The 21,888-nt window shown below is 62.2% G+C and carries 16 protein-coding genes; all 16 read left to right on the top strand.

The genetic code is table 11. From position 1 onward, the window contains the following. Positions 1-256: 256 nt before the first annotated feature. A complete protein-coding gene (locus GTP23_RS20030) occupies positions 257-862 on the top strand; it encodes a MotA/TolQ/ExbB proton channel family protein (protein ID WP_155434699.1) in 606 nt (201 codons plus the stop codon). A gap of 9 nt (positions 863-871) precedes the next feature. Further along, positions 872-1,306 carry an ExbD/TolR family protein gene (locus tag GTP23_RS20035; protein ID WP_155434700.1) on the top strand — a complete coding sequence of 145 codons (435 nt, stop codon included), beginning with the start codon at positions 872-874 and terminating at the stop codon, positions 1,304-1,306. A 66-nt stretch (positions 1,307-1,372) separates the two neighbouring features. Then, the gene (lpxK, locus tag GTP23_RS20040; RefSeq protein ID WP_161036714.1) at positions 1,373-2,461 is read left to right on the top strand and encodes a tetraacyldisaccharide 4'-kinase; all 1,089 of its coding nucleotides are present in this window, start codon (positions 1,373-1,375) and stop codon (positions 2,459-2,461) included. Next, complete coding sequence (locus GTP23_RS20045) at positions 2,442-2,618, top strand: Trm112 family protein (RefSeq protein WP_071651656.1); 177 nt, start codon at positions 2,442-2,444, stop codon at positions 2,616-2,618. The genes lpxK and GTP23_RS20045 overlap by 20 nt, the downstream gene beginning before the upstream one ends. Before the next feature lie 3 nt (positions 2,619-2,621). Further along, positions 2,622-3,374 carry a 3-deoxy-manno-octulosonate cytidylyltransferase gene (kdsB, locus tag GTP23_RS20050; protein WP_161036715.1) on the top strand — a complete coding sequence of 251 codons (753 nt, stop codon included), beginning with the start codon at positions 2,622-2,624 and terminating at the stop codon, positions 3,372-3,374. 262 nt (positions 3,375-3,636) lie between these two features. Next, a complete protein-coding gene (gene adk / locus GTP23_RS20055) occupies positions 3,637-4,293 on the top strand; it encodes an adenylate kinase (protein ID WP_155434702.1) in 657 nt (218 codons plus the stop codon). Positions 4,294-4,502: 209 nt separating this feature from the next. Next, on the top strand, positions 4,503-6,692 hold the full coding sequence (locus GTP23_RS20060; RefSeq protein WP_229256193.1) for a sodium-translocating pyrophosphatase: 2,190 nt from the start codon (positions 4,503-4,505) through the stop codon (positions 6,690-6,692). A 153-nt stretch (positions 6,693-6,845) separates the two neighbouring features. Beyond that, entirely contained in the window at positions 6,846-7,319 is a 474-nt protein-coding gene (locus tag GTP23_RS20065) for a hypothetical protein (RefSeq protein ID WP_229256194.1), read from the top strand. A gap of 102 nt (positions 7,320-7,421) precedes the next feature. Next, the gene (locus GTP23_RS20070; protein ID WP_161036716.1) at positions 7,422-8,180 is read left to right on the top strand and encodes an SDR family NAD(P)-dependent oxidoreductase; all 759 of its coding nucleotides are present in this window, start codon (positions 7,422-7,424) and stop codon (positions 8,178-8,180) included. 117 nt (positions 8,181-8,297) lie between these two features. Beyond that, positions 8,298-10,088 (top strand): gamma-glutamyltransferase, encoded by a 1,791-nt coding sequence (ggt, locus tag GTP23_RS20075; RefSeq protein WP_161036717.1) that lies wholly within the window; start codon positions 8,298-8,300, stop codon positions 10,086-10,088. Between the two features lie 82 nt (positions 10,089-10,170). Then, entirely contained in the window at positions 10,171-11,346 is a 1,176-nt protein-coding gene (locus tag GTP23_RS20080) for a patatin-like phospholipase family protein (RefSeq protein WP_161036718.1), read from the top strand. 12 nt (positions 11,347-11,358) lie between these two features. Beyond that, on the top strand, positions 11,359-16,311 hold the full coding sequence (locus tag GTP23_RS20085) for a two-component regulator propeller domain-containing protein (RefSeq protein ID WP_161036719.1): 4,953 nt from the start codon (positions 11,359-11,361) through the stop codon (positions 16,309-16,311). Positions 16,312-16,415: 104 nt separating this feature from the next. After that, positions 16,416-17,129: a response regulator gene (locus GTP23_RS20090; RefSeq protein ID WP_161036720.1), complete on the top strand. Its 714-nt coding sequence runs from the start codon at positions 16,416-16,418 to the stop codon at positions 17,127-17,129. 146 nt (positions 17,130-17,275) lie between these two features. Then, the gene (locus GTP23_RS20095) at positions 17,276-18,904 is read left to right on the top strand and encodes an AMP-binding protein (RefSeq protein WP_229256195.1); all 1,629 of its coding nucleotides are present in this window, start codon (positions 17,276-17,278) and stop codon (positions 18,902-18,904) included. A 10-nt stretch (positions 18,905-18,914) separates the two neighbouring features. Beyond that, the gene (locus tag GTP23_RS20100) at positions 18,915-21,323 is read left to right on the top strand and encodes a bifunctional salicylyl-CoA 5-hydroxylase/oxidoreductase (protein ID WP_161036721.1); all 2,409 of its coding nucleotides are present in this window, start codon (positions 18,915-18,917) and stop codon (positions 21,321-21,323) included. Positions 21,324-21,345: 22 nt separating this feature from the next. Next, positions 21,346-21,864 carry a MarR family winged helix-turn-helix transcriptional regulator gene (locus tag GTP23_RS20105; protein WP_161036722.1) on the top strand — a complete coding sequence of 173 codons (519 nt, stop codon included), beginning with the start codon at positions 21,346-21,348 and terminating at the stop codon, positions 21,862-21,864. Positions 21,865-21,888 lie beyond the last annotated feature (24 nt).

A 21,888-nucleotide genomic window follows, 5' to 3' on the forward strand; every position in this document is an offset into this window, starting at 1 on the left:
GGGCACAACTTTTGCATGTTCACAGGGGAGCTACCGTTGCTGCGCTGCGTTATTTTTGAGCTTGATAATTTTCCCCGTATAAATCAATGGCTTAATATGGGCTGTACGGTATTGCACACACAATTGTCCACAGAAAATGTGAAGAACTCGGTTTTGGGGATAAGCACATTTTCACCGCTCTTGGCCTGCCACTTGCCGAGTACGTCCCAACAAGATACATTGCGCCTTCGGGTGTTCATCTATTCAGGAGTCTGTTTTGCTCGCCATCTTACAAGCGGCCGGTTGGCCTATCTGGTTATTGCTGACCGCTTCGATTGTTGCCACGGCCCTCATCATTGAACGGCTGATGTATCTGCGCCGCAGCAAGATACTGCCGAAGAAGCTGCTGGACGATGTGGTGCTGGTCTACCGCAACGGCAAGGTCACGCCGGAGATCATCGAGAAGCTGGAACAGAATTCGCCGCTGGGCGTAGTATTTGCCGCCGCCCTGCGCAATATCGATTCGCCGCGCGAAGTGATGAAAGAGTCGATCGAAGAGGCGGGCAGCGGTGTGGCCCACACGCTGGAACGTTTCCTCACCACGCTGGGCACCATCGCCACGCTGGCGCCGCTGATGGGGCTGTTCGGCACGGTGGTCGGCATGATCGAGATTTTCGGTGCGCAGAATGCCACCGGCTCCAATCCGGCCCAGCTGGCGCACGGCATTTCCGTGGCGCTGTATAACACCGGCTTCGGCCTGGCCATCGCCATGCCGGCACTGGTGTTCTACCGCCATTTCCGTGCCCTGGTCGATAGCTTCATCCTCGAGATGGAACAGCAGGCGGTGAAGTTTGTCGACATCGTCCACAGCAAGCGCAAGTAAGGACGCCGCATGAACTTCCGCAAAGGCCAGCGTCGCGAGGATCCGGAAATCAACCTGATTCCCTTCATCGATGTGCTGCTGGTGATCCTGATCTTCCTGATGGTGTCTACCACCTACAGCAAGTTCACCGAACTGCAGATTACGCTGCCCACGGCCGACGCACAAAAGGCCACGGAGAAGCCGTTCGAACTCAATGTGACGGTCGATGCCAAGGGCAACTACACCATCAACCAGCAGCCGATCTCGTTCCGCGATGTGGCAGGGCTGGCGCAGGCCATGAAGAACGCCGCTGCGCAGGGCGGGGCGGCGGGCCAGTCGCCGGTGGTGATCGTCAATGCCGACCAGTTTGCCATGCATCAGATGGTGATCAACGTGATGGAAGCGGCGCGCGTGGCCGGTTACGAAAAGCTCACGTTTGCCGCGCAAACCGGTGCGGCTAAGTAAGCGCAAGCGTCGGTGCCGGTGAATTCTCCTTCTTCTCACACTGGCGGTCCGCAGTCCGCAGCGGCAGTGCCTGCGCCAGCCGGCTCGGCGCTGGAAGCGCGGCTGACGCGTGCATGGCTCAGGCGCGGCCCGCTGGCCTGTGCGCTGTGGCCGGTCTCGCTGCTGTTCCGTGCCCTGAGCGGCGTGCGCGCCGCGCTATTCCGCGCCGGCGTGCTGCAGTCCACCCGTCTGCCCGTGCCGGTGGTGGTGGTGGGGAATATCTTCATCGGCGGCACCGGCAAGACGCCGCTGACGATCTGGCTGGTGCAGGCCTTGCAGGCTGCGGGCTTGCGGCCCGGCGTGATTTCGCGTGGCCACGGCAGCAAGGACACGGCACCGCGGCTGGTCGATGGTCATGCCACGGCGGCGCAGGTGGGCGACGAACCACTGCTGATCTGGCAGCGCTGCGCCTGTCCCGTGATGGTGGGACGCGACCGTGCTGCGACGGGACAGGCCCTGCTGGCACTGCACCCCGAGATCAATATCCTGCTGACCGACGACGGCCTGCAGCATTACGCGCTGCAGCGTGATGTCGAGATCATCCTGTTCGATGGCCGTGGTGCCGGCAATGGCTGGCTGCTGCCGGCCGGTCCGCTGCGCGAGCCGGTCAGCCGGCGCCGCGATGTGACCGTGATCAATGCGCCGCAGCTCAGCTCCGGTCTGCTGGCCAGCGTAGGCGCCAGCCACGGCGAAGCCCAGCCTGGCACCGGGCTGCCCGAGGCCACCTACCAGATGGTGCTGGCCGGTGATTATGCGGAACAGCTATGCGACCGCCAGCAGCGCACCACACTGGCCGAACTGGCCGCCCGCCCCGCATTGCGCATAGCGGCGGCGGCCGGTATCGGCAATCCGGCGCGCTTTTTCGGCATGCTCAAAGCGGCCGGCCTGCAGGTGCAGGAACTGCCGCTGCCCGACCATCACGATTTTCTCGACCGTCCGTTTGCAGCACTGGAGGCCGATCTGATCTTGATGACGGAGAAGGATGCAGTAAAATGTGCGCAAATTGAAGAACTCAGAGATGATCCGCGTTTGTGGGTTGTCCCGGTCTCGGCGCGCATCGATGCCGCGCTGGCCGCTCAAATCGTGGAGAAATGTCGTGGACGCTCGTTTGCTTGATATCCTGGTCTGCCCTGTCTGCAAGGGCCCGTTGGAGTACGATAAAAAGGCGCAGGAAATGATCTGCAAGGGTGACCGTCTGGCTTTCCCTATCCGTGATGGCATTCCCATCATGTGGGCCGACGAAGCCCGCACCCTGCAGGATAAGGCGGAATAAGCGGTGGCCGCACCGTTCATCGTCATCATTCCGGCGCGTCTGGCTTCGACCCGGCTGCCGAACAAACCGCTGGCCGACCTTGGCGGCAAACCGATGGTGGTACGCGTGGCCGAACGGGCTGCGCTGGCCGGTGCCAGCCGCATCATCGTCGCCACCGACCATGCCGATATCCGCGCTGCCTGCGAACAGCATGGCGTGGAAGTGTGCATGACGCGTGCCGATCACCCGTCCGGCACGGACCGTATCGCTGAAGTGGCACGTGCGCTGGCACTGCCGGCCGACGCGGTAGTGGTCAACCTGCAGGGCGACGAACCGCTGATCGACCCGGCGCTGCTGCAGGCCGCTGCGGCCCGCATCAATGCCGATGTGCCGATGTCCACCTGCGCCCATCCGCTGCATGATGCGGCCGATGCCTTCAACCCCAATGTGGTGAAGGTGGTGCTGGATAAGGCGGGCCGGGCGCTGTACTTCTCGCGCGCCACCATCCCTTGGCACCGCGATGCCTTCGCCAAGGACCAGAGCACGCTGCCGGGCGGTTATGTGCCGCTGCGCCATATCGGCCTGTACGCCTACCGTAACGATTTCCTGCAGGCCTACCCGACGCTTGATGTTTCCCCACTGGAATCTATCGAAGCGCTGGAGCAGCTGCGCGTGCTGTGGCATGGCTATCCGATTGCCGTGCACGTGACCGATAGCGCCCCTGCGGCCGGTGTCGATACGCCGGAAGATCTGGCGCGGGTACGCCAGTTCTACTGAGAGTCTGTCCATCTGGCGGCTGTTGTAGCGGGCGCTCCGCGTCAGGCAGTCGTCAGTTCAAACGGTTATAACTGTTTACGGTGGTGCGATATTCATACGGAATATCTCTCCCCGCCCCGGATTCGCCCCATAAGAGCGGTTTTAGCTGTCACAAATTGGCGTAGAGACGAGGTTTTGTGGTAAGTTGCGTACGATAGTCAGACTTGCAGCAGATCTACTGTTTCCACATCACCCATATCCATATCTGTTTTAGGAATTTTTCATGCGTCTTATTCTTTTAGGAGCACCAGGTGCCGGCAAGGGCACTCAGGCTAATTTCATCAAAGAAAAATACAACATCCCGCAAATTTCCACTGGCGATATGCTGCGTGCGGCCATCAAAGCTGGCACCGAAATGGGTCTGGCTGCGAAAAAGGTCATGGACGCAGGTGGTCTGGTGTCGGACGACATCATCATCGGTCTGGTCAAAGACCGTCTGGCTGAACCGGATTGCGCCAACGGCTATCTGTTCGACGGCTTCCCGCGTACCATCGCCCAGGCTGACGCCATGAAGGACAGCGGCGTGGCCATCGACTACGTGCTGGAAATCGATGTGCCGGACGAATCCATCGTCGAGCGTATGTCGGGCCGCCGCAGCCATCCGGCTTCGGGCCGCGTGTACCACATCAAGTTCAACCCACCTAAAGTCGAAGGCAAAGACGATGTGACCGGCGAAGATCTGGTTCAGCGTGACGACGACAAAGCGGAAACCGTGAAGAAGCGTCTGGACGTGTATCACAACCAGACCGAAGTGCTGCTGGGCTACTACAACAACTGGTCCAGCACCGGCCAGCCAGGCGCACCGAAATACCGCCGCATCTCCGGTGTGGGTCCGGTAGAACAAATTCGTGACGCGGCATTTGCCGCGCTGACGGAATAAGCGTTACAGTAGAGCGGACCGAGTGTCCGCTTTTTTTATGTCTGCGCCGGTGGTGCGCAGACCGGCCTGACCGCAAAAGCTAGCGCTCGGTGCTCTCCCGTTTTGAAGTGATGCAGTACGCAGGTTAGTTGGCTGCGTCGTCCTACCCGGACGGCGTCAGTTTTCTGAGTGTGGTTTGTAGACTTGTTCAATAACAATAAGGGGACACTATGGCAGCTAGTCTATGGTTTGCAGTGGCGTGCGGCGTGATCGCCGTGGTTTATGGTTTATGGTCGCGTAGCTGGATTTTGCGACAGGACGCGGGTAATCCGCGCATGCAGGAAATTGCTCTCGCTATACAGGAGGGCGCGGCCGCCTATCTGGCGCGCCAGTATCGCACCATCGGCATCGTCGGCGTGGTGCTGCTTGTTCTGATCGGCGCCTTGCTCGATCTGCGCACTGCCATCGGCTTCCTGATCGGCGCAGTGCTATCCGGTGCCTGCGGCTTTATCGGCATGAATGTCTCGGTGCGCGCCAATGTGCGCACGGCGCAGGCCGCGACCAAGGGTATGAACGAAGCGCTGAATGTCGCCTTCAAGGGCGGCGCCATTACCGGCATGCTGGTAGTGGGGCTGGGCCTGCTGGGCGTGGTGCTGTTCTATATCTATCTGACGGCCAACCCTGCGGGCGCTAACGCGAGCCCGCATGATCTGATCAAACCGCTCATCGGTCTGGCCTTCGGTGCTTCGCTGATTTCCATCTTCGCCCGTCTGGGCGGCGGCATCTTCACCAAGGGCGCCGATGTGGGCGCGGATCTGGTGGGCAAGGTCGAAGCCGGCATCCCCGAAGATGATCCCCGTAATCCGGCAGTGATTGCCGATAACGTGGGCGATAACGTGGGTGACTGCGCCGGTATGGCGGCCGACCTGTTCGAAACCTATGTGGTGACGCTGATCGCCACCATGCTGCTCGGTGCGCTGCTGATCGTGAATGCGCCGACCACGGCCATCGTGTATCCGCTGCTGCTGGGCGCCGTATCCATCATCGCTTCCATCATCGGCTGCGCCATGGTCAAGGCCCAGCCGGGCAAGAAAATCATGTCGGCCCTGTACACGGGCCTGTGGTGGGCGGCCGGGCTGTCGCTGATCGGCTTTGCCGTGATTACCTGGCAGGTGTGGCCGGATGAAGCCATGCGCATGAAAATGATGGGCTGCACTGTGGTCGGTATCGTGCTGACGGGGCTGATGGTCTACATCACCGAGTACTACACGGGCACGGATTTCCATCCCGTCAAACACATCGCCGAAGCGTCGACCACGGGCCATGGCACCAACATCATTGCCGGTCTGGGTGTATCGATGAAGTCGACCGCCTATCCGGTGCTGGCCGTGTGTGCGGCCATCCTCGTGTCCTACCAGCTGGGGCAGTTGTATGGCGTGGCGATTGCGGCGACGTCCATGCTGTCCATGGCCGGCATCGTGGTGGCGCTCGATGCTTATGGTCCCGTGACGGATAACGCAGGTGGCATTGCCGAGATGTCCGGCATGCCGGAATCCGTGCGCGCGATTACCGATCCGCTCGATGCCGTGGGCAATACCACCAAGGCGGTGACCAAAGGCTATGCCATCGGCTCGGCCGGTCTGGCTGCACTGGTGCTGTTTGCCGACTACACCCATGCGCTGGAATCGGCCGGCAAGAGCATCACGTTCGATCTGTCCAACCCTATGGTGATCGTGGGGCTGGTGATCGGCGGGCTGATACCGTATCTGTTCGGCGCCATGGCGATGGAAGCCGTAGGCCGTGCAGCCGGTGCCGTGGTGGTGGAAGTGCGCCGCCAGTTCCGTGACATCAAGGGCATCATGGATGGCACGGGCAAACCGGAGTATGACAAGGCAGTGGATATGCTGACCGCGTCGGCGATCCGCGAAATGATCGTCCCTTCGCTGTTGCCCGTGGTGGTGCCGATAGTTGTCGGCATGCTGCTCGGTGCTGCGGCACTGGGCGGTATGCTGATGGGTACCATCATTACCGGCCTGTTCGTGGCCATCTCCATGACCACGGGCGGTGGCGCATGGGACAACGCCAAGAAGTACATCGAAGATGGTCACTTCGGCGGCAAAGGTTCGGATGCGCACAAGGCCGCTGTGACGGGCGATACGGTGGGTGATCCCTACAAGGATACGGCCGGTCCTGCCGTGAATCCGCTGATCAAGATCATCAACATCGTGGCCCTGCTGCTGGTGCCCTTGCTGCCGGCTTCGGGCTGGCTGGCCGTGACGCCGGCAGCGCCCGTCGCGGCCGTAGCCGCACCAGCGGCGGCGATGATGCAGCGTGCCGATGCCCCACCGCCGCCACAGATGGCAGCACCGACGGAAGGCACTGCAGCACGGCCTGCCGCAGCCGAAGCACCTGCCAAGTAAGCGGCAGTTCTATCGTTAGTAATTGTTACGCACCCTATCCTTTGTCGCTGCGCTGGCCAATAATGAAGCTGACAGCAGGGACGGAGGAGGGGGATGCTTATGCAGATACATATCAGTCGGCGGCTCGCGCATGTATTGCTGGCGGCGATGCTGATGGCGTACTGTGGCATAGCGCAAGCGCAGTCCGCCAGTGCTGTCGACAGCTCCAGCACGGCTGAACGCGAAGCTTATGCGCGCCTGCCCGTCTGTACCCTGAGCGCCGATGGCCAGCATCTGGCCGTGCAACCCTGCCGTACGGCACCCGCACGGGTGCCCATGCCACGCCGTCCGGTGCCGCAAAGAATAGACCCGCTGCCCGATACGCGGCTGGCACCGTCAACTCCCTTGCCTGTACTTTCCCCGCTCAGCCGTGACAGGGCCATGCTGCCTGCGCTGGCACCCGCTGCGCCTGCGATAGGTATGCCGGCGCCGGTTGTCGCGCCGTCCATGCCGCGCGCACTGAATAACTGCACGGCAGGTGGATGCAATGACGCTGCGGGCGGGCGCCTGAATAATGCGGCACCCGGCATGGTCATCACGCCGCAGGGGCAGGTGTGCAGCCACAACGGCGTGTGGATACAGTGCTAGTGCAAACCGTACGCAGGTTTTCCCCGTTCCGGCCGAAAAATTCGCTACAATGCGCGGGTGACGTTAACGTAAACGTCAAATAAAAACCAGATAGGGACACACATGCAAATTCAGGACAATGTATTCATCGTGACGGGTGGCGCTTCGGGACTGGGCGCCGCAACGGCGCGCATGCTGGTCGCGCAGGGCGGCAAAGTAGTGCTGGCGGACGTGCAGGCGGAAGCAGGGCAGGCGCTGGCCGGCGAACTGAACGCTGTATTCGTCAAATGCGACGTGACCTCGGAAGCGGACGGTCAGGCCGTCGTGGCGGCGGCCACTGCACTGGGCACGCTGCGTGGCCTGATCAACTGCGCCGGCGTAGCACCGGCCATGAAAACCGTAGGTAAAGACGGCCCCCATCCGCTGGAACTGTTCCAGCGCACCGTCAACATCAACTTGATCGGCACCTTCAACATGGCTCGTCTGGCAGCTGACGCCATGAGCAAAACGGCGGCGACGGACAGTGGCGAGCGTGGCGTGATTATCAACACCGCCTCGGTGGCGGCCTTCGATGGCCAGATCGGTCAGGCGGCCTATGCTGCCTCGAAAGCGGCTGTAGCTGGCATGACGCTGCCGATGGCTCGCGACCTGTCGCGCAATGCGATCCGCGTGATGACGATTGCTCCCGGTATCTTCGAAACGCCTATGCTGATGGGGATGCCGGAAGAAGTGCGCACGGCGCTGGGCGCCATGGTGCCGTTTCCACCCCGCCTCGGCAAGCCGGACGAATACGCCCAGCTGGCCAAGGCCATCATCGAAAACACCATGCTCAATGGCGAGACCATCCGTCTGGACGGCGCCATCCGTATGCAGCCGAAGTAAGTAGCCGCCACCGCAAGCAAGCCTACACCGGCCTGACCGGAAGCAGAATTTGGTGTAGGATTCCAGAGTGATCGGGCGCGCAGCGCAGGCTGCGCGCTTTTTTATTCTGGAGAGTCTATGTTTCGTCTGAAGTCGCTCAGCGCGCATCTGGCGCTGTCCCTGCCACTGCTGCTTGCGCTGCCAGTACCGGCCCACGCCCAACGCAGCAGCAACGAAGCTGCGCCCGAAATCGCTACCGGCTATGCGGCCAAGGCGGGCAAGTCGGCGCAGAAGTTCATGGTGGCGGCGGCCAATCCGCTGGCGACGGAGGCCGGCTACCAGATGCTCAAACAGGGCGGCGCCGCTATCGATGCAGCGATAGCTACCCAGCTGGTGCTGACGCTGGTGGAGCCGCAATCGTCCGGCATAGGCGGCGGCGCTTTTCTGCTGTATGGCGACGGCAAGCGCGTGCAGTCCTACGATGGCCGCGAAACGGCGCCGGCTGCGGCAGACGAACATCTGTTCCAGGATGCGGACGGCAAGCCGGTGTCGCGCGAGACGGGTGTGATCGGCGGCCGTTCGGTCGGTGCGCCGGGCGTGCTGCGCATGCTGGAAATGGCGCACAAGGAGCACGGCCGCCTGCCATGGAAAACGCTGTTTGCGCCGGCCATCAAGCTGGCCGAAGACGGCTTCAAGGTCAGTCCGCGCCTGAACGGGCTGCTGTCATGGGACCGTTATCTGGCGCGTGATCCCGTGGCCCGTGCCTATTTCTTCGATGAGCAGGACAAACCGCGTCCGGTTGGCTATCTGCTGAAAAATCCCGAACTGGCGCGCACGTTGCGCGAAATTGCCGAAGGCGGTGCCGATGCCTTCTACCAGGGGCGTATCGCCAGCGATATCGCGGCCAAGGTAGCCGGCCATCCGACCAATCCGGGCAAGCTGACGGTGGCCGATATTGCCGGCTACCGTGCGCTGGAGCGCCAGCCGCTGTGCACCGACTACAAAGAGTGGACGGTGTGCGGTGCGCCGCCGCCATCGTCGGGCGGGGTGGCGATTGCCCAGATGCTGGGCGTGCTGGAGATCAAAGACATCGCTCCGCACAAGCCAGTGGATGGCCAGCTGACGGCGCAAGGCATACACCTGTTCAGCGAAGCGGGCCGGCTGGCCTATGCAGACCGCGACCACTACATTGCCGATCCTGATTTCGTACCGCTGCCCGGTAAAGGCGTGGCGGCGCTGGTGGACAAGTCCTATCTGGCCCAGCGCGCGGCGCTGATCGGCGAGCGCTCCATGGGGCGCGCTGCCTACGGTGTGCCGGACACGCTGAAGCTGGCATGGGGGGCTGATAGTGCCATCGACAAGCCATCGACTTCCCATCTGGTGGCGGTAGATGCCTACGGCGGCGCACTGTCCATGACTACTTCGGTGGAAGATGCCTTCGGCGCGCGCCAGATGGTGGATGGTTTCCTGCTGAATAACCAGCTGACTGATTTCTCCTTCGATTCGCGCGATGCCGATGGTCCTATCGCCAACCGGGTGCAGGCCGGCAAACGTCCGCGCAGCGCCATGTCGCCTACGCTGGTGTTCAGGAAGGGCACGCAAGAGCTGGCGCTGGCAGCTGGCTCGCCCGGTGGCGCCACCATCATCAACTATGTGGCCAAGGTGCTGGTCGGGACGCTGGACTGGCAGCTCGATGTGCAGCAGGCCATCAGCCTGCCCAATTTCGGTAGCCGCAACGGCCCGACCGAACTGGAAAAAGGCCGCATCGCGCCGGAAGTGATCGAACAGCTGAAGGCGCGTGGCCACCAGATCCGCGAGTCCGAGTTCAATTCCGGCCTGCAGGGCATACAGCGGCGTGTGGTCAACGGCAAGGCCGAATGGTTCGGCGGCGCCGATCCGCGCCGCGAAGGTGTCGTATTAGGTGACTAAGTTAGTGACTTAATCGGCCGAAGTCACTCTAAGTGCAGGGCTGGGGCTCCCCAAACTACTCAGACCCTGCTAATCTCTTTGAATGGGAATTCATAAGAAAACCGGCCTGATACTGACAGGTGGTGGTGCACGTGCTGCCTATCAGGTCGGCGTACTGCAGGCGATCTCGCAAATACTGTGGGAGGCAGGCTGGCCGCCGGCACGCAATCCCTTCGAAATCATCTGCGGCACTTCCGCTGGCGCCATCAACGCTACGGCGCTGGCCTGTCGTGCCGATAATTTCGGCGAAGGTGTACAGAAGCTGCTCGACGTGTGGGAGCATATCGAAGTAGGGCAGGTGTACCGCGCTGATTCGCTCGGCGTGATCCGCTCCGGTGCGCGCTGGCTGTCGCTGCTGTCGTTCGGCTGGCTGCTGCGCAAATGGCGCGCCCAGCCGCCCGCTTCCCTGCTCGATAACACCCCGCTGGTCGGCCTGCTGCACCGCATGCTCGATCTGCCGCGTCTCGATGCCGTGCTGTCGGAAGGTTTGCTGCATGCGCTGGCCGTGACGGCATCGTCGTACAGCGCCGGTAACCACCTGACCTTTTACCAGACCGCGGCCGATATCGCGCCATGGGTACGCATGCAGCGGGTGGCACTGCAGGACCAGATCGGCGTCGAGCATCTGCTGGCATCGTCGGCGATTCCTTTCATCTTCCCTGCCACGCCGTTATACATGGGCGGTCACCGCGAATACTGCGGTGACGGTTCGATGCGCCAGCTGGCGCCGATTTCACCGGCCATCCACCTCGGCGCCAGCAAAGTGCTGGTGGTAGGGGCGGGCCGCCTGACCGAACCACCGCGCAGCGCTGCCGAACAGGGCGCGTCGCGCTATCCGAGTCTGGCGCAGATCGCCGGCCATGCCATGTCGTCCATCTTCCTCGATAGTCTGGCCGTCGATATCGAAAGGCTGGAACGTATCAACCGCACCCTGTCGCTGCTGCCGGAATCGGTACTGGAACAGACGCCGCTGAAACCGGTGAAGCTGCTGGTGATTGCGCCGTCCGAGCGGCTCGATGGCATCGCTGCGCGCCATGTGGCCAGCCTGCCGGCGCCGATACGCACCATGCTGTCGGGCATAGGTGCAACCGAATCGCGCGGCTCTGCACTGGCTTCCTATCTGCTGTTTGAATCATCGTATACTTGCGAGTTGATCCGTCTTGGTCAGCACGATACCTTTGCGCGCAAGGACGATGTGCTGGCATTCTTCGAATCCTGATCGGGCTACGCTTTGTCGCTGAATCTAAGTATCTGCCGTTATCTGCTGTTGCCACTGCTATTGTGGGCTACTGCCGTCTGGGCCGGACCGCCGCCGCGCACGCTGCGCTTCGACCAGTTCCGCGTCGAGAACGGGCTGGCACAGGAGACCGTACTGTCGATCACGCAGGACCGGCAGGGCTTTATCTGGCTGGGCACACAGGCCGGCGTGACCCGCTTCGACGGTTATCGTGCCGTGACCTTCAAGAGTGCAGTCTCGGACCCGCGCAGCCTGATCGACAACTGGGTGCGTGCGCTGCACGTCGATGCGGCCGGCCAGCTGTGGCTCGGTACGGACGGCGGGCTGGATCGCTTCGATCCCGACACCAATACCTTCATCCATTATCTGCCCAGCGAATCGAGCCAGCGCGGCAATGGCAACCGGCATATCCGCGCCATCGTCGACGACGGCGCCGGCTCCATGTGGCTGGCCAGCGGCGACGGCCTGCACCTGTTCGACCCGCGTACGCGCCGCTTCGTCAGCTGGCACCACGATCCGGCTGATCCGGGCAGCCTGTCCAACGATCAGGTGAATGCGCTGGCGCGCGATGCCAGCGGCAGGTTGTGGGTGGCAACTGCCACCGGACTGGATATGCTGGCGCCGGGCGCCATGCGCTTCCAGCATTTCACCATGGACGCCAGCCGTAACAGCAAATTCAATACGGTGCTGTCGCTGCAGGTCGATAGCGAACAGTCGCTGTGGGTGGGCACGCTGGGCGGGCTGGAACAGTGGCGCCTGCTGGGCAGCGAACCGCAGCGGCGCCGCTTCGGGCCGCGTGAAGGCCTGCGCGCCGGTGCCAGTGTGCCGGTGATGTATCAGGACCCCGATACCAATGTGTGGATAGGCACGCAGGCCGATGGCCTGTTCCGCTGGGTGCCGGCGGAGAACCGTCTGCAGCAGTACCGTCATCAGCTCAGTGACAGCCATAGTGTTGCCGATAACCAGATCTCCTCGCTATACCGCGACCGGGTAGGAACGTTCTGGGTCGGCACCTGGAATGACGGCGTGAGCCGGGTCGATATGGGGAGCGGCGGCTTCTCGCGCATCGTGCGCCAGACCGATATTCCGAATACGCTGACGGACAACAAGGTACACGCGATTATCGGCGAGACGCAGGGGCGGCTGTGGCTGGGCACCAGCAGCGGCCTGAATCTGTACGATCCTGTCAGCGGCACGGCGCGTACCTGGCGCTATGCGCCGGGCAGCGCGAATAGCCTGAGCGACGACCACGTGACCACGCTGCTGCGCGACCGGAAAGGAAATATCTGGGTAGGTGGCCGGGCCGGCCTGAATCATCTGAACATGGCCAATGGCAGCATCAGCGTAACCTCGTTTGCCCATGGTGATCCGGCCAGCGACATTATCCGTAATATCGTGGCCGACAGCAGCGGCATACTCTGGATAGCTTCGCGCGGCGGCCTGCACCGGCTCGATCCGCAGACCATGGCGGTGCGCACCTACCGGCACGATCCGTCGGACGTGAACAGCCTGTCCGATAATGTGGTGCGGCCGATACTGGAAGACCGGCAGGGCCGTATGTGGGTGGGAACGTTTAACGGTCTGGATCTGTTTGACCGCAAGACGGGTGTGTTCCGCCACTTCCGCCGCGAGGCCAATAATCCCCGCAGTCTGAGCCACGATGAAGTGCATTATCTGTATGAAGATGGCGTTGGCACTATCTGGGTGGGCACCGCCGCGGGCCTGAACCGCATGGAGCAGGGCAAGGATGGCAGCATCGCTTTTCATTCCTATCTGCGCAAGGACGGTTTCGCCGATGACGCGATTGCCTCCATCCTGCCCGATGATGCGGGCAACCTCTGGCTCAGCACCAATAGCGGCTTGTCGCGCCTGAATACCCGCACTGGCCTGATCCGCAACTACTCGGGGGCGGACGGCACGATAGAAGGCGCCTACTTCGATGGTTCGGCCTTGCGCGCGGCCGATGGCACGCTGTATTTCGGCGGCTTCAACGGCGTCACCACGTTCATGCCGGCCGAGATACGCGAGAACAGCGTGGCACCGGGCGTGGTGATCACCGACTTCCAGATCTTTAATAAATCCGTCAAGCCGGGCCAGCCCGAGCACGCCGATGTGCTGAAGACAGCGATAGAACACACGGCTGCGCTAACCCTGAGCGAGCGCGATTCCGTATTCTCGCTGGAGTTCGCAGCCTTGCACTTTGCTGCGCCCCAGCGCAACCGCTTTGCCTATCAGCTGCAGGGCTTCGATGAAGACTGGGTGCTGACGGATTCGGATAAGCGCTTTGCCACCTACACCAATCTTGATCCGGGTAAGTACATCTTCCGCGTCAAGGCGGCCAACAAGGACGGCATCTGGAATGATAACGCGGCGACGCTGGAGATCAACATTCTGCCGCCATTCTGGAAAACCTGGTGGTTCCGGCTGCTGGTATTCATCGCTGCCGCCGGTGCCTGCTATGCGCTTTATCGTGGCCGTGTACGCAGCCTGCGCCATCAGCAGCTGCGGCTGGAAAATCTGGTCGGTTCGCGCACCGCCGAAGTGGAACAGAAAAATCTGCTGCTGCAGCAGCAGAAGCAGGAACTGGAGCAGCGCCGGCTGGAGGCAGAAGCGCAGCGTGCCGAAGCCGAGCAGCGCCGCATCGATGCGGAGCGGCAGAAGATCGAAGTGGAGCACCAGAAGGAAAACGTGGAACAGGCGCACCGTAATATCTCGGTGCTGAGCGAGCTGGGACGGGAAATGAGCGCCACGCTGGATATGGAAACCAGCATGCAGACGCTGTACCGCCATGTGCATCACCTGATGAATGCGCAGATCTTCGGCATCGGCTTCGTGCGCGAAGATGCAGGGGTGATCGATTTTCCGTTTGCCATCGAGGAGGGGGTGCGCACGCTGCCTTACCAGCGCCGGCTGGACCAGCCCAACCAGCTTGCCGTCTGGTGCCTGACGCACCGCGAGCCGGTCTTCATCAACGACTTCCATGGCGAGTACCGCAAGTATATGGATGAATCGGGGCTGGATAATCTGGTGCCCTGCATCCGTGAAGATGGCCAGCCTGCGTCAATTGCGGAATCGATGATGTATGCGCCCCTGATTGTGACGGACAAGGTGGTGGGCCTGCTGTGCGTGCAGAGTAAGGAAAAGCACGCCTACCAGCAGGTGCATATGGATATGCTGCAGACGCTGGCCGCGCATGCGGCGGCCGGGCTGGAAAATGCCCGCGCCTACCAGCAGCTGGAAGAAACCCTGCAGACCTTGCGCCGCACGCAGGAGCAGCTGGTGCAGCAGGAGCGCCAGGTGCGCTTGCACACGGATGAGCTGGCGCTGGCCAACCGCGCCTTGCAGGAAAACGATGAACGTCTGCGGCTGGCCAAGCAGAAGGCGGAAGACGCCACGCGCCAGAAGTCCGAGTTCCTCGCCAATATGAGCCACGAGATGCGTACCCCGCTGGCCGGCGTGATCGGCATGCTGGGCTTTGCCTTGCGCGATCTGAAGCTGGGCGTCAGCACGCGCGAGCAGATTTTGCGGGCGCAGGCGAATGCCCAGTCGCTGCTGTCCATCATTAACGATCTGCTGGACTTTTCCAAGATCGAGGCGGGCAAGCTGACCATCGAGAATATCGACTTCTCGTTGTCCTCTGCGGTGGAAAACGTGGTCAGTCTGTTTGAAGAGCAGGCCGCCGCCCACAGCGTGGGCTTCAGTCTGGAATTTGGCGAGGACCTGCCGCAGTATGTGGTGGGCGATCCTACCCGTCTGCGCCAGGTGCTGGTGAATCTGGTGGGGAATGCGTTCAAGTTCACCGAGCATGGCTCGGTGCGCATGCGCGTCGAGCGAGTGCTGCCAGATGCAGATAGCGCCCGGAGCGGCATGAACCGCATCCGCTTCAGCGTCAGCGATACCGGCATCGGCATCGAGGCCGAGGCCATACCCCGTCTGTTCCAGCAATTCGAACAGGCCGATGCTTCTACCACGCGCCGCTACGGCGGTACGGGGCTGGGCTTGGCCATCTGCCGCCAGCTGGTAGAGCTGATGGGCGGCGAAATCAGCGCGGTCAGCACACCGGGGCAGGGCAGTACCTTTACTTTCGAGCTACCGCTGGCCAATGGTGTGGCGCCGACCATGGTGCCGCATGTGCCGCGCGAGCCGCATAGTCACCAGCTCAAGGTGCTGTGCGCAGAAGACTTCCCGACCAATCAGATCATCATCCGCATGATGCTGGAAGATCTGGGGCACAAGGTCGATATCGCCGCCAACGGTGCGCTGGCCGTGAAAGCCTGCGCGCTGACGCGCTATGACCTGATCCTGATGGATGGCCGCATGCCGGAAATGGATGGCGCCAGCGCGACGCGGATTATCCGTGCCGGCGGCCCGATCGATGCGCCGGTGCGCGATCAGGAGCTGATGATTATTGCGCTGACCGCGAACGCCAGCGAAGAAGACCGCAGCCGCTATCTGGCGGCGGGCATGGACGATTTCCTGACCAAGCCTATCGATGAAGACAAGCTGCACTTCCAGCTCAGCCGCGCCATCGAGCGCCAGCTGCAGCGCGGGGTGCACCTGCCGCGCATGGCGCCCCGTAACGAGACGACGGGCGGCACGGCGGAACTCGATGCCATGTTCGGCGTGGCGCCAGCACCGGCGCCGGGACTGGAACCGGCGCGGCTGGCCCAGCATAGCGGTGGCACAGACCTGAAGCAGCGCTTGCGCAGCGCCTTCAATCAGGATGTGCCGCTGCGGCTGGCGGAGCTGGAGCATGCGATAGAAGACGGCGCGACCGATGTGGCGGGGCGCTTGCTGCACGGGATGAAAGGCAGTGCCGGCTATCTGGAAGAGCAGGAATTACAGGCACTGTGCGGTGATCTGGAGCTGGCGGCCGACCACGCCGACTGGGCACGCCTGCGTGAGGCGCTGCCGCAATTGCGCGCACTGTTGCAGAAAGTGCGCTAGAGGACAGCCGGCTGTGTACGGTTTCGGTTAAGATGGGCCAGATTGCTCGCAGTGCCACAGGCAGCGCAGGATTGAAGCGCAAGTAACAAGGCACAGGTAAATACATGAAAGTTCTGGTAGTCGATGATGATGTCGTGTCGCGCATGGTGCTGATGCACCTGATCGACAGCTGCGGCCAGTTCGAAATCGTCGAAGCCGAAGATGGCGAGGACGCGTGGCAGCAGCTGCAGCAAGGGCTGCGGCCGGCCATCTGTTTCTGCGATCTGCGCATGCCCCGTCTGTCGGGGCTGGAGCTGCTGCAGCGCCTGCGCCAGCGTAGCGACTTTGCCACGCTGCCGTTTGTGCTGGTCACTTCGGCCAATGATGCCCATACGGTCGACGAGGCGACGCAGGGTGGCGCTAGCGGCTATGTGGTGAAGCCTTTCCAGGCCGATCAGGTGCGCCAGCATCTGCTGGCACTGCAGGACGACGGTCAGTCCAGCTACCGCCACCATGCCGAGGAACCGGCGCGGACGCTGGCCCGCCTGGGCATCAATAGCGAACGCCTGCTGGTGTATCTGAACGGTTTTGCCAGCCAGCTGGCTGCTGCCAGCGAGGAACTGGGCCCGCTGCTGGAGCAGGGGCGCCAGGACGAGTTGCGCCAGCGGCTGGACCGTCTCTACGCGGGTTGTGTCACGCTGGGGTTGAACGGAGCGTCGGCTAGCCTGCAGCAATTGCAGGCTGCGCCACTGTCGGTGGCAGCGCTGCAGGCGGTACTGAAAACAGTGCTGCGCGCTGTCAGCTATCAGACCGATCTGGTTCTGCAGGCTGCATCCTGATAGTCGCGCTGGCCCGCTGCGGGCCGGTAAATTCCCCGTAGTTCCGGTGCGTAGTCGCGCGCTTTGCCCTTGCTGGAAAAATAGTTTAAACTTAAAGTATCGTCCGATTGCGGGCGGTGCGCGCGACTATTTTCGACAGGGGGATCATGAAGCCTATGCCAGCCAGTTCTGCCAGTGCCCATACCGACCCGTTTGCGCGTGCCCATTTACCGCCCGCCGAACTGTGGCCGGAGCTGCGTTTCGATTTGCCCGAGCTGCAATATCCGTCCCGCCTGAATTGTGTCGCCGAGCTGCTCGACGGTGCGCTGGCGCGAGGGGATGGCCAGCGCGTTGCTTTGCGCGGCGAGCATGATAACTGGACTTACGCCCGATTGCACGCCCAGGTGAACCGCATCGCCCATGTGCTGCGTGACACGCTGGGGCTGGAAACGGGTAACCGCGTGCTGCTGCGCGGGGCGAATACGCCGATGATGGCGGCCTGCATACTGGCCGTGCTGAAGGCCGGCTGCATCGCCGTGCCCACCATGCCGCTGCTGCGTGCGCGTGAACTGGCGGTGATTGCAGCCAAGGCTGAAGTCAACGCCGTGCTGTGTGCCGACAGTTTGCGGGGCGAAGTGGAAGCGATGGATCTGGCGGCGGCAGCGCGCCAGCGCACGGTGTATTTCGGAGGCACTGGCGATGCCATGCTGGAAGCGCTGATGGCCGGCCACTCCGGGGAGTTTGCGGCGGTTGATACGGCTGCCGACGATGTCTGCCTGATCAGCTTCACTTCGGGCACTACCGGCATCCCCAAGGGCACCATGCATTTCCACCGCGACGTGCTGGCCATCTGCGATTGCTTCCCCCGCTCGGTTCTGCGCAGCGAAGCGGACGATATCTTCATCGGCACGCCGCCGCTGGCCTTTACTTTCGGGCTGGGCGGCCTGCTGCTGTTTCCTCTGCGGGTGGGCGGCAGTGCCGTGCTGCTGGAAAAACTGACGCCCGAGACTCTGCTGGTGGCGATCGAGAAGTACCGCGCCACCATCTGCTTTACGGCGCCCACTTTCTACCGCCAGATGGCGCCCCTGTTCGGGCGCTATGATCTGGCCAGTTTGAAAAAAAGCGTTTCGGCCGGCGAAGCTCTGCCCGTCGCCACACGTGTAAGCTGGCTGCAGGCCAGCGGCCTGACCATGATAGACGGCATAGGCGCGACCGAGCTGCTGCACATCTTTATATCTGCGGCCGGTGATCAGGTCCGCTCCGGCGCAACCGGCAAACCCGTACCCGGCTATCAGGCCTGCATACTGGACCAGCAGGGGCAGCCGGTGGGACCGGGCGTGATAGGCCGGCTGGCGGTAAAAGGCCCGACCGGCTGCCGCTATCTGGCCGATGCGCGCCAGCGCGACTACGTGCTCAATGGCTGGAACCTGACTGGTGATGCCTACGAAATGGATGCGGATGGCTATTTCTACTATCGCTCGCGCACGGACGACATGATTATTTCGGCCGGCTATAACATCGCCGGCCCGGAAGTGGAGGATGTGCTGCTGCGCCATCCTGCCGTGGCCGAGTGTGGCGTGATCGGTCGCGCCGACGAGGAGCGCGGGCAGATCGTCGAAGCCCATGTGGTGCTGCGCTCCGGCTATGCGGCCGGGCCGGAGCTGGTGACGCAGCTGCAGGAGTTTGTCAAAGCCCAGATCGCGCCATATAAATATCCGCGCGCCATACGCTTCCTGCCCGCATTGCCGCGTACGGAGACGGGCAAGCTGCAGCGCTTCAAGCTGCGTACTGAATAAAGAGACCTGTATGAATATCGTTTGCATAGGCGGTGGACCGGCCGGACTGTATTTTGGCCTGCTGATGAAGAAGCAGAACCCGGGCCACCAGATTACCGTGATCGAGCGTAACCGCCCGTATGACACCTTCGGCTGGGGCGTGGTGTTTTCCGATCAGACGCTGGGTAATCTGGCACTGGCCGATGAAACCAGTGCGCGCGCAATACAGTCCTCGTTCAACCACTGGGATGATATCGACACCTATTTCAAAGGCGAGAAAGTCAGCTCGGGTGGCCACGGCTTTTGCGGCATAGGCCGCAAGCATCTGTTGAACATACTGCAGCAGCGCTGCGAGGAGCTGGGCGTTGCGCTGGTGTTCGAGACGGAAGTGGAGGACGATCAGGCCATCGCGGCCCGTTATCAGGCCGATCTGGTGATTGCTGCCGATGGTCTGAACAGCCGTATCCGCACGCGCTATGTTGCCAGCTACCAGCCGCAGATCGATGCGCGCCGCTGCCGTTTTGTCTGGCTAGGCACACGCAAGAAGTTCGAAGCCTTCACCTTTGCCTTTAAACAGACCGAGCATGGCTGGTTCCAGGCGCATATCTACCAGTACGACGGGGTTACATCCACCTTTATCGTCGAGACCCCGGAAACCGTGTGGCGCGCGGCGGGGCTGGAGCAGATGACGGCGGAACAGTCGATCGCTTTCTGCGAGCAGTTGTTTGCCGATATACTCGGCGGCCATAGCCTGATGTCGAATGCAGCGCATCTGCGTGGTTCGGCCATGTGGATGGTCTTTCCCCGCATCGTCTGCCAGCGCTGGGTGCACTGGCAGGAAATTGGGCAGCGGTGCGTGCCGGTGGTGCTGATGGGCGATGCGGCCCACACGGCGCACTATTCGATAGGCTCGGGCACCAAGCTGGCGCTGGAAGACGCCATCGAACTGGCGCGCTGCTTTGCCCATACAGATGATACCGCTAGTGCACTGGAGACTTACCAGCGCGTGCGGGCGGTGGAAGTGATCAAGCTGCAGAGCGCTGCACGCAATTCGATGGAATGGTTCGAGAACGTGGAACGCTATACGGCGCTGGAAGCACCGCAGTTTGCCTATTCCATGCTGACGCGCAGCCAGCGCCTGTCGCATGAAAATCTGCGGCTACGCGATGCCGCGTACGTGGAGGACTATGAGCGCTGGTTTGCCCGGCGGGCCTATGCCGCGGCAGGCCTTGCGGTCCCCGTGACGTGGGGCGCGGCTACTCCAAACGAAACTGCGCCACCACCGATGTTTACTCCGCTAAAGGTGCGCGAGCTGGTGCTGAAAAACCGCATCGTCGTTTCGCCAATGGCGCAGTACAGCGCGGTCGATGGTACGGTAGGCGACTACCATCTGGCACATCTCGGTGCGCGTGCGCTGGGCGGTGCTGCCATGGTGTTCGCAGAGATGACCTGTGTGTCTGCCGATGCGCGTATTACACCCCATTGCCCCGGCCTGTACGCTCCCGAACATACGCAGGCGTGGCGCCGCATTGTCGATTTCGTGCACCAGCATAGCGATGCCGGCATCGCCATCCAGCTGGGCCATGCCGGTGCCAAAGGCTCCACCCGCGCCATGTGGGACGGCATAGACCAGCCGCTGGAACGCGATAACTGGCCGCTGGTCTCGGCTTCGCCCCAGCAGTATCTGCGAGGCGTGTCGCAACTGGCCCGTGCCATGACGCGCGAGGATATGGCGCGCATCAGGGATGATTTTGTGCGTGCGACGCAGGCGGCCGAACAGGCAGGCTTCGACTGGGTCGAGCTGCACTGCGCGCATGGCTATCTGCTGTCGTCGTTCATTTCGCCGCTGACTAATCGGCGCGAGGACGAATACGGCGGTTCGCTGGAGAACCGCTGCCGTTATCCGCTGCAGGTGTTTGCCGCCATGCGTGCAGTGTGGCCGCAGCACAAACCGATGAGCGTGCGCATCTCCGCGCACGACTGGGTGGACGGCGGGATAACGCCGGACGATGCGGTGCAGATAGCCCGGATGTTCAAGGCGGCCGGCGCCGACATGATTGATTGCTCGTCTGGACAGGTCAGCAAGGCCGAGCAGCCCGTTTATGGCCGCATGTTCCAGACCCCGTTTGCAGACCGTATCCGTAACGAAGCCGGTATAGGCGCCATCGCGGTGGGCTCTATCTTCGAAGCCGACCATGCCAATGGCATCATCGCCGCAGGCCGTGCCGACCTGTGTGCGGTGGGACGTCCGCATCTGGCGAATCCCGCGTGGACGTTGATGGAAGCGGCAAAGATAGGCTACAGCGGCGTGCACTGGCCGCGGCAGTACCTGCCGGGCAAGCAGCAACTGGAGCGCAATCTGGAGCGCGAACGGCAGCTGGCCGCGAGCAGCAGCGGGCTATCGCCACAGCAATTGGCGGCCCGCCTGCTCGAAAGTTGAATCAAATATGGAATCAAAAGAGATGCAAGTACCGTCTGAAAATACGCCACAGGACGACGATTCGCCAGTGCTCGATCTGGCTAGCCGCCTGACGCAGGATCATCACCAGTCGCTCAAACTGTGGCTGCGCATGCTGTCGTGCACCACCAAGATCGAAAATGAAATCCGCAGCCGGCTGCGTGCCAACTTCGGCATTACCTTGCCGCGCTTTGACTTGATGGCCCAGCTGGAACGCTATCCGCAGGGACTGCGCATGGGCGAGCTGTCCAGGCGCATGATGGTCACAGGGGGGAACATCACCGGCATTACCGACCAGCTGGAACAGGAGAAGCTGGTGGTGCGGGTGGCGGATCCGAAAGACGGTCGCGCCTACAGCGTGAAGCTGACAGCGGCCGGGCGCAAAGCCTTTGCCACCATGGCGGCCGTGCATGAGAGCTGGGTGGCGGAACTGCTACAGGATATGTCGGCCGGCGATAAAGGACAATTAATCGAGTTACTGTCGCAGATGAAGCAGCACCTGTATGCTGCCGGCGACAAATAATCCGCCATGCGGAAGGAAGCATAG

The sequence above is a fragment of the Duganella fentianensis genome (assembly GCF_009857835.1).
In the GTDB taxonomy this organism is placed as follows: domain Bacteria; phylum Pseudomonadota; class Gammaproteobacteria; order Burkholderiales; family Burkholderiaceae_D; genus Rugamonas; species Rugamonas fentianensis.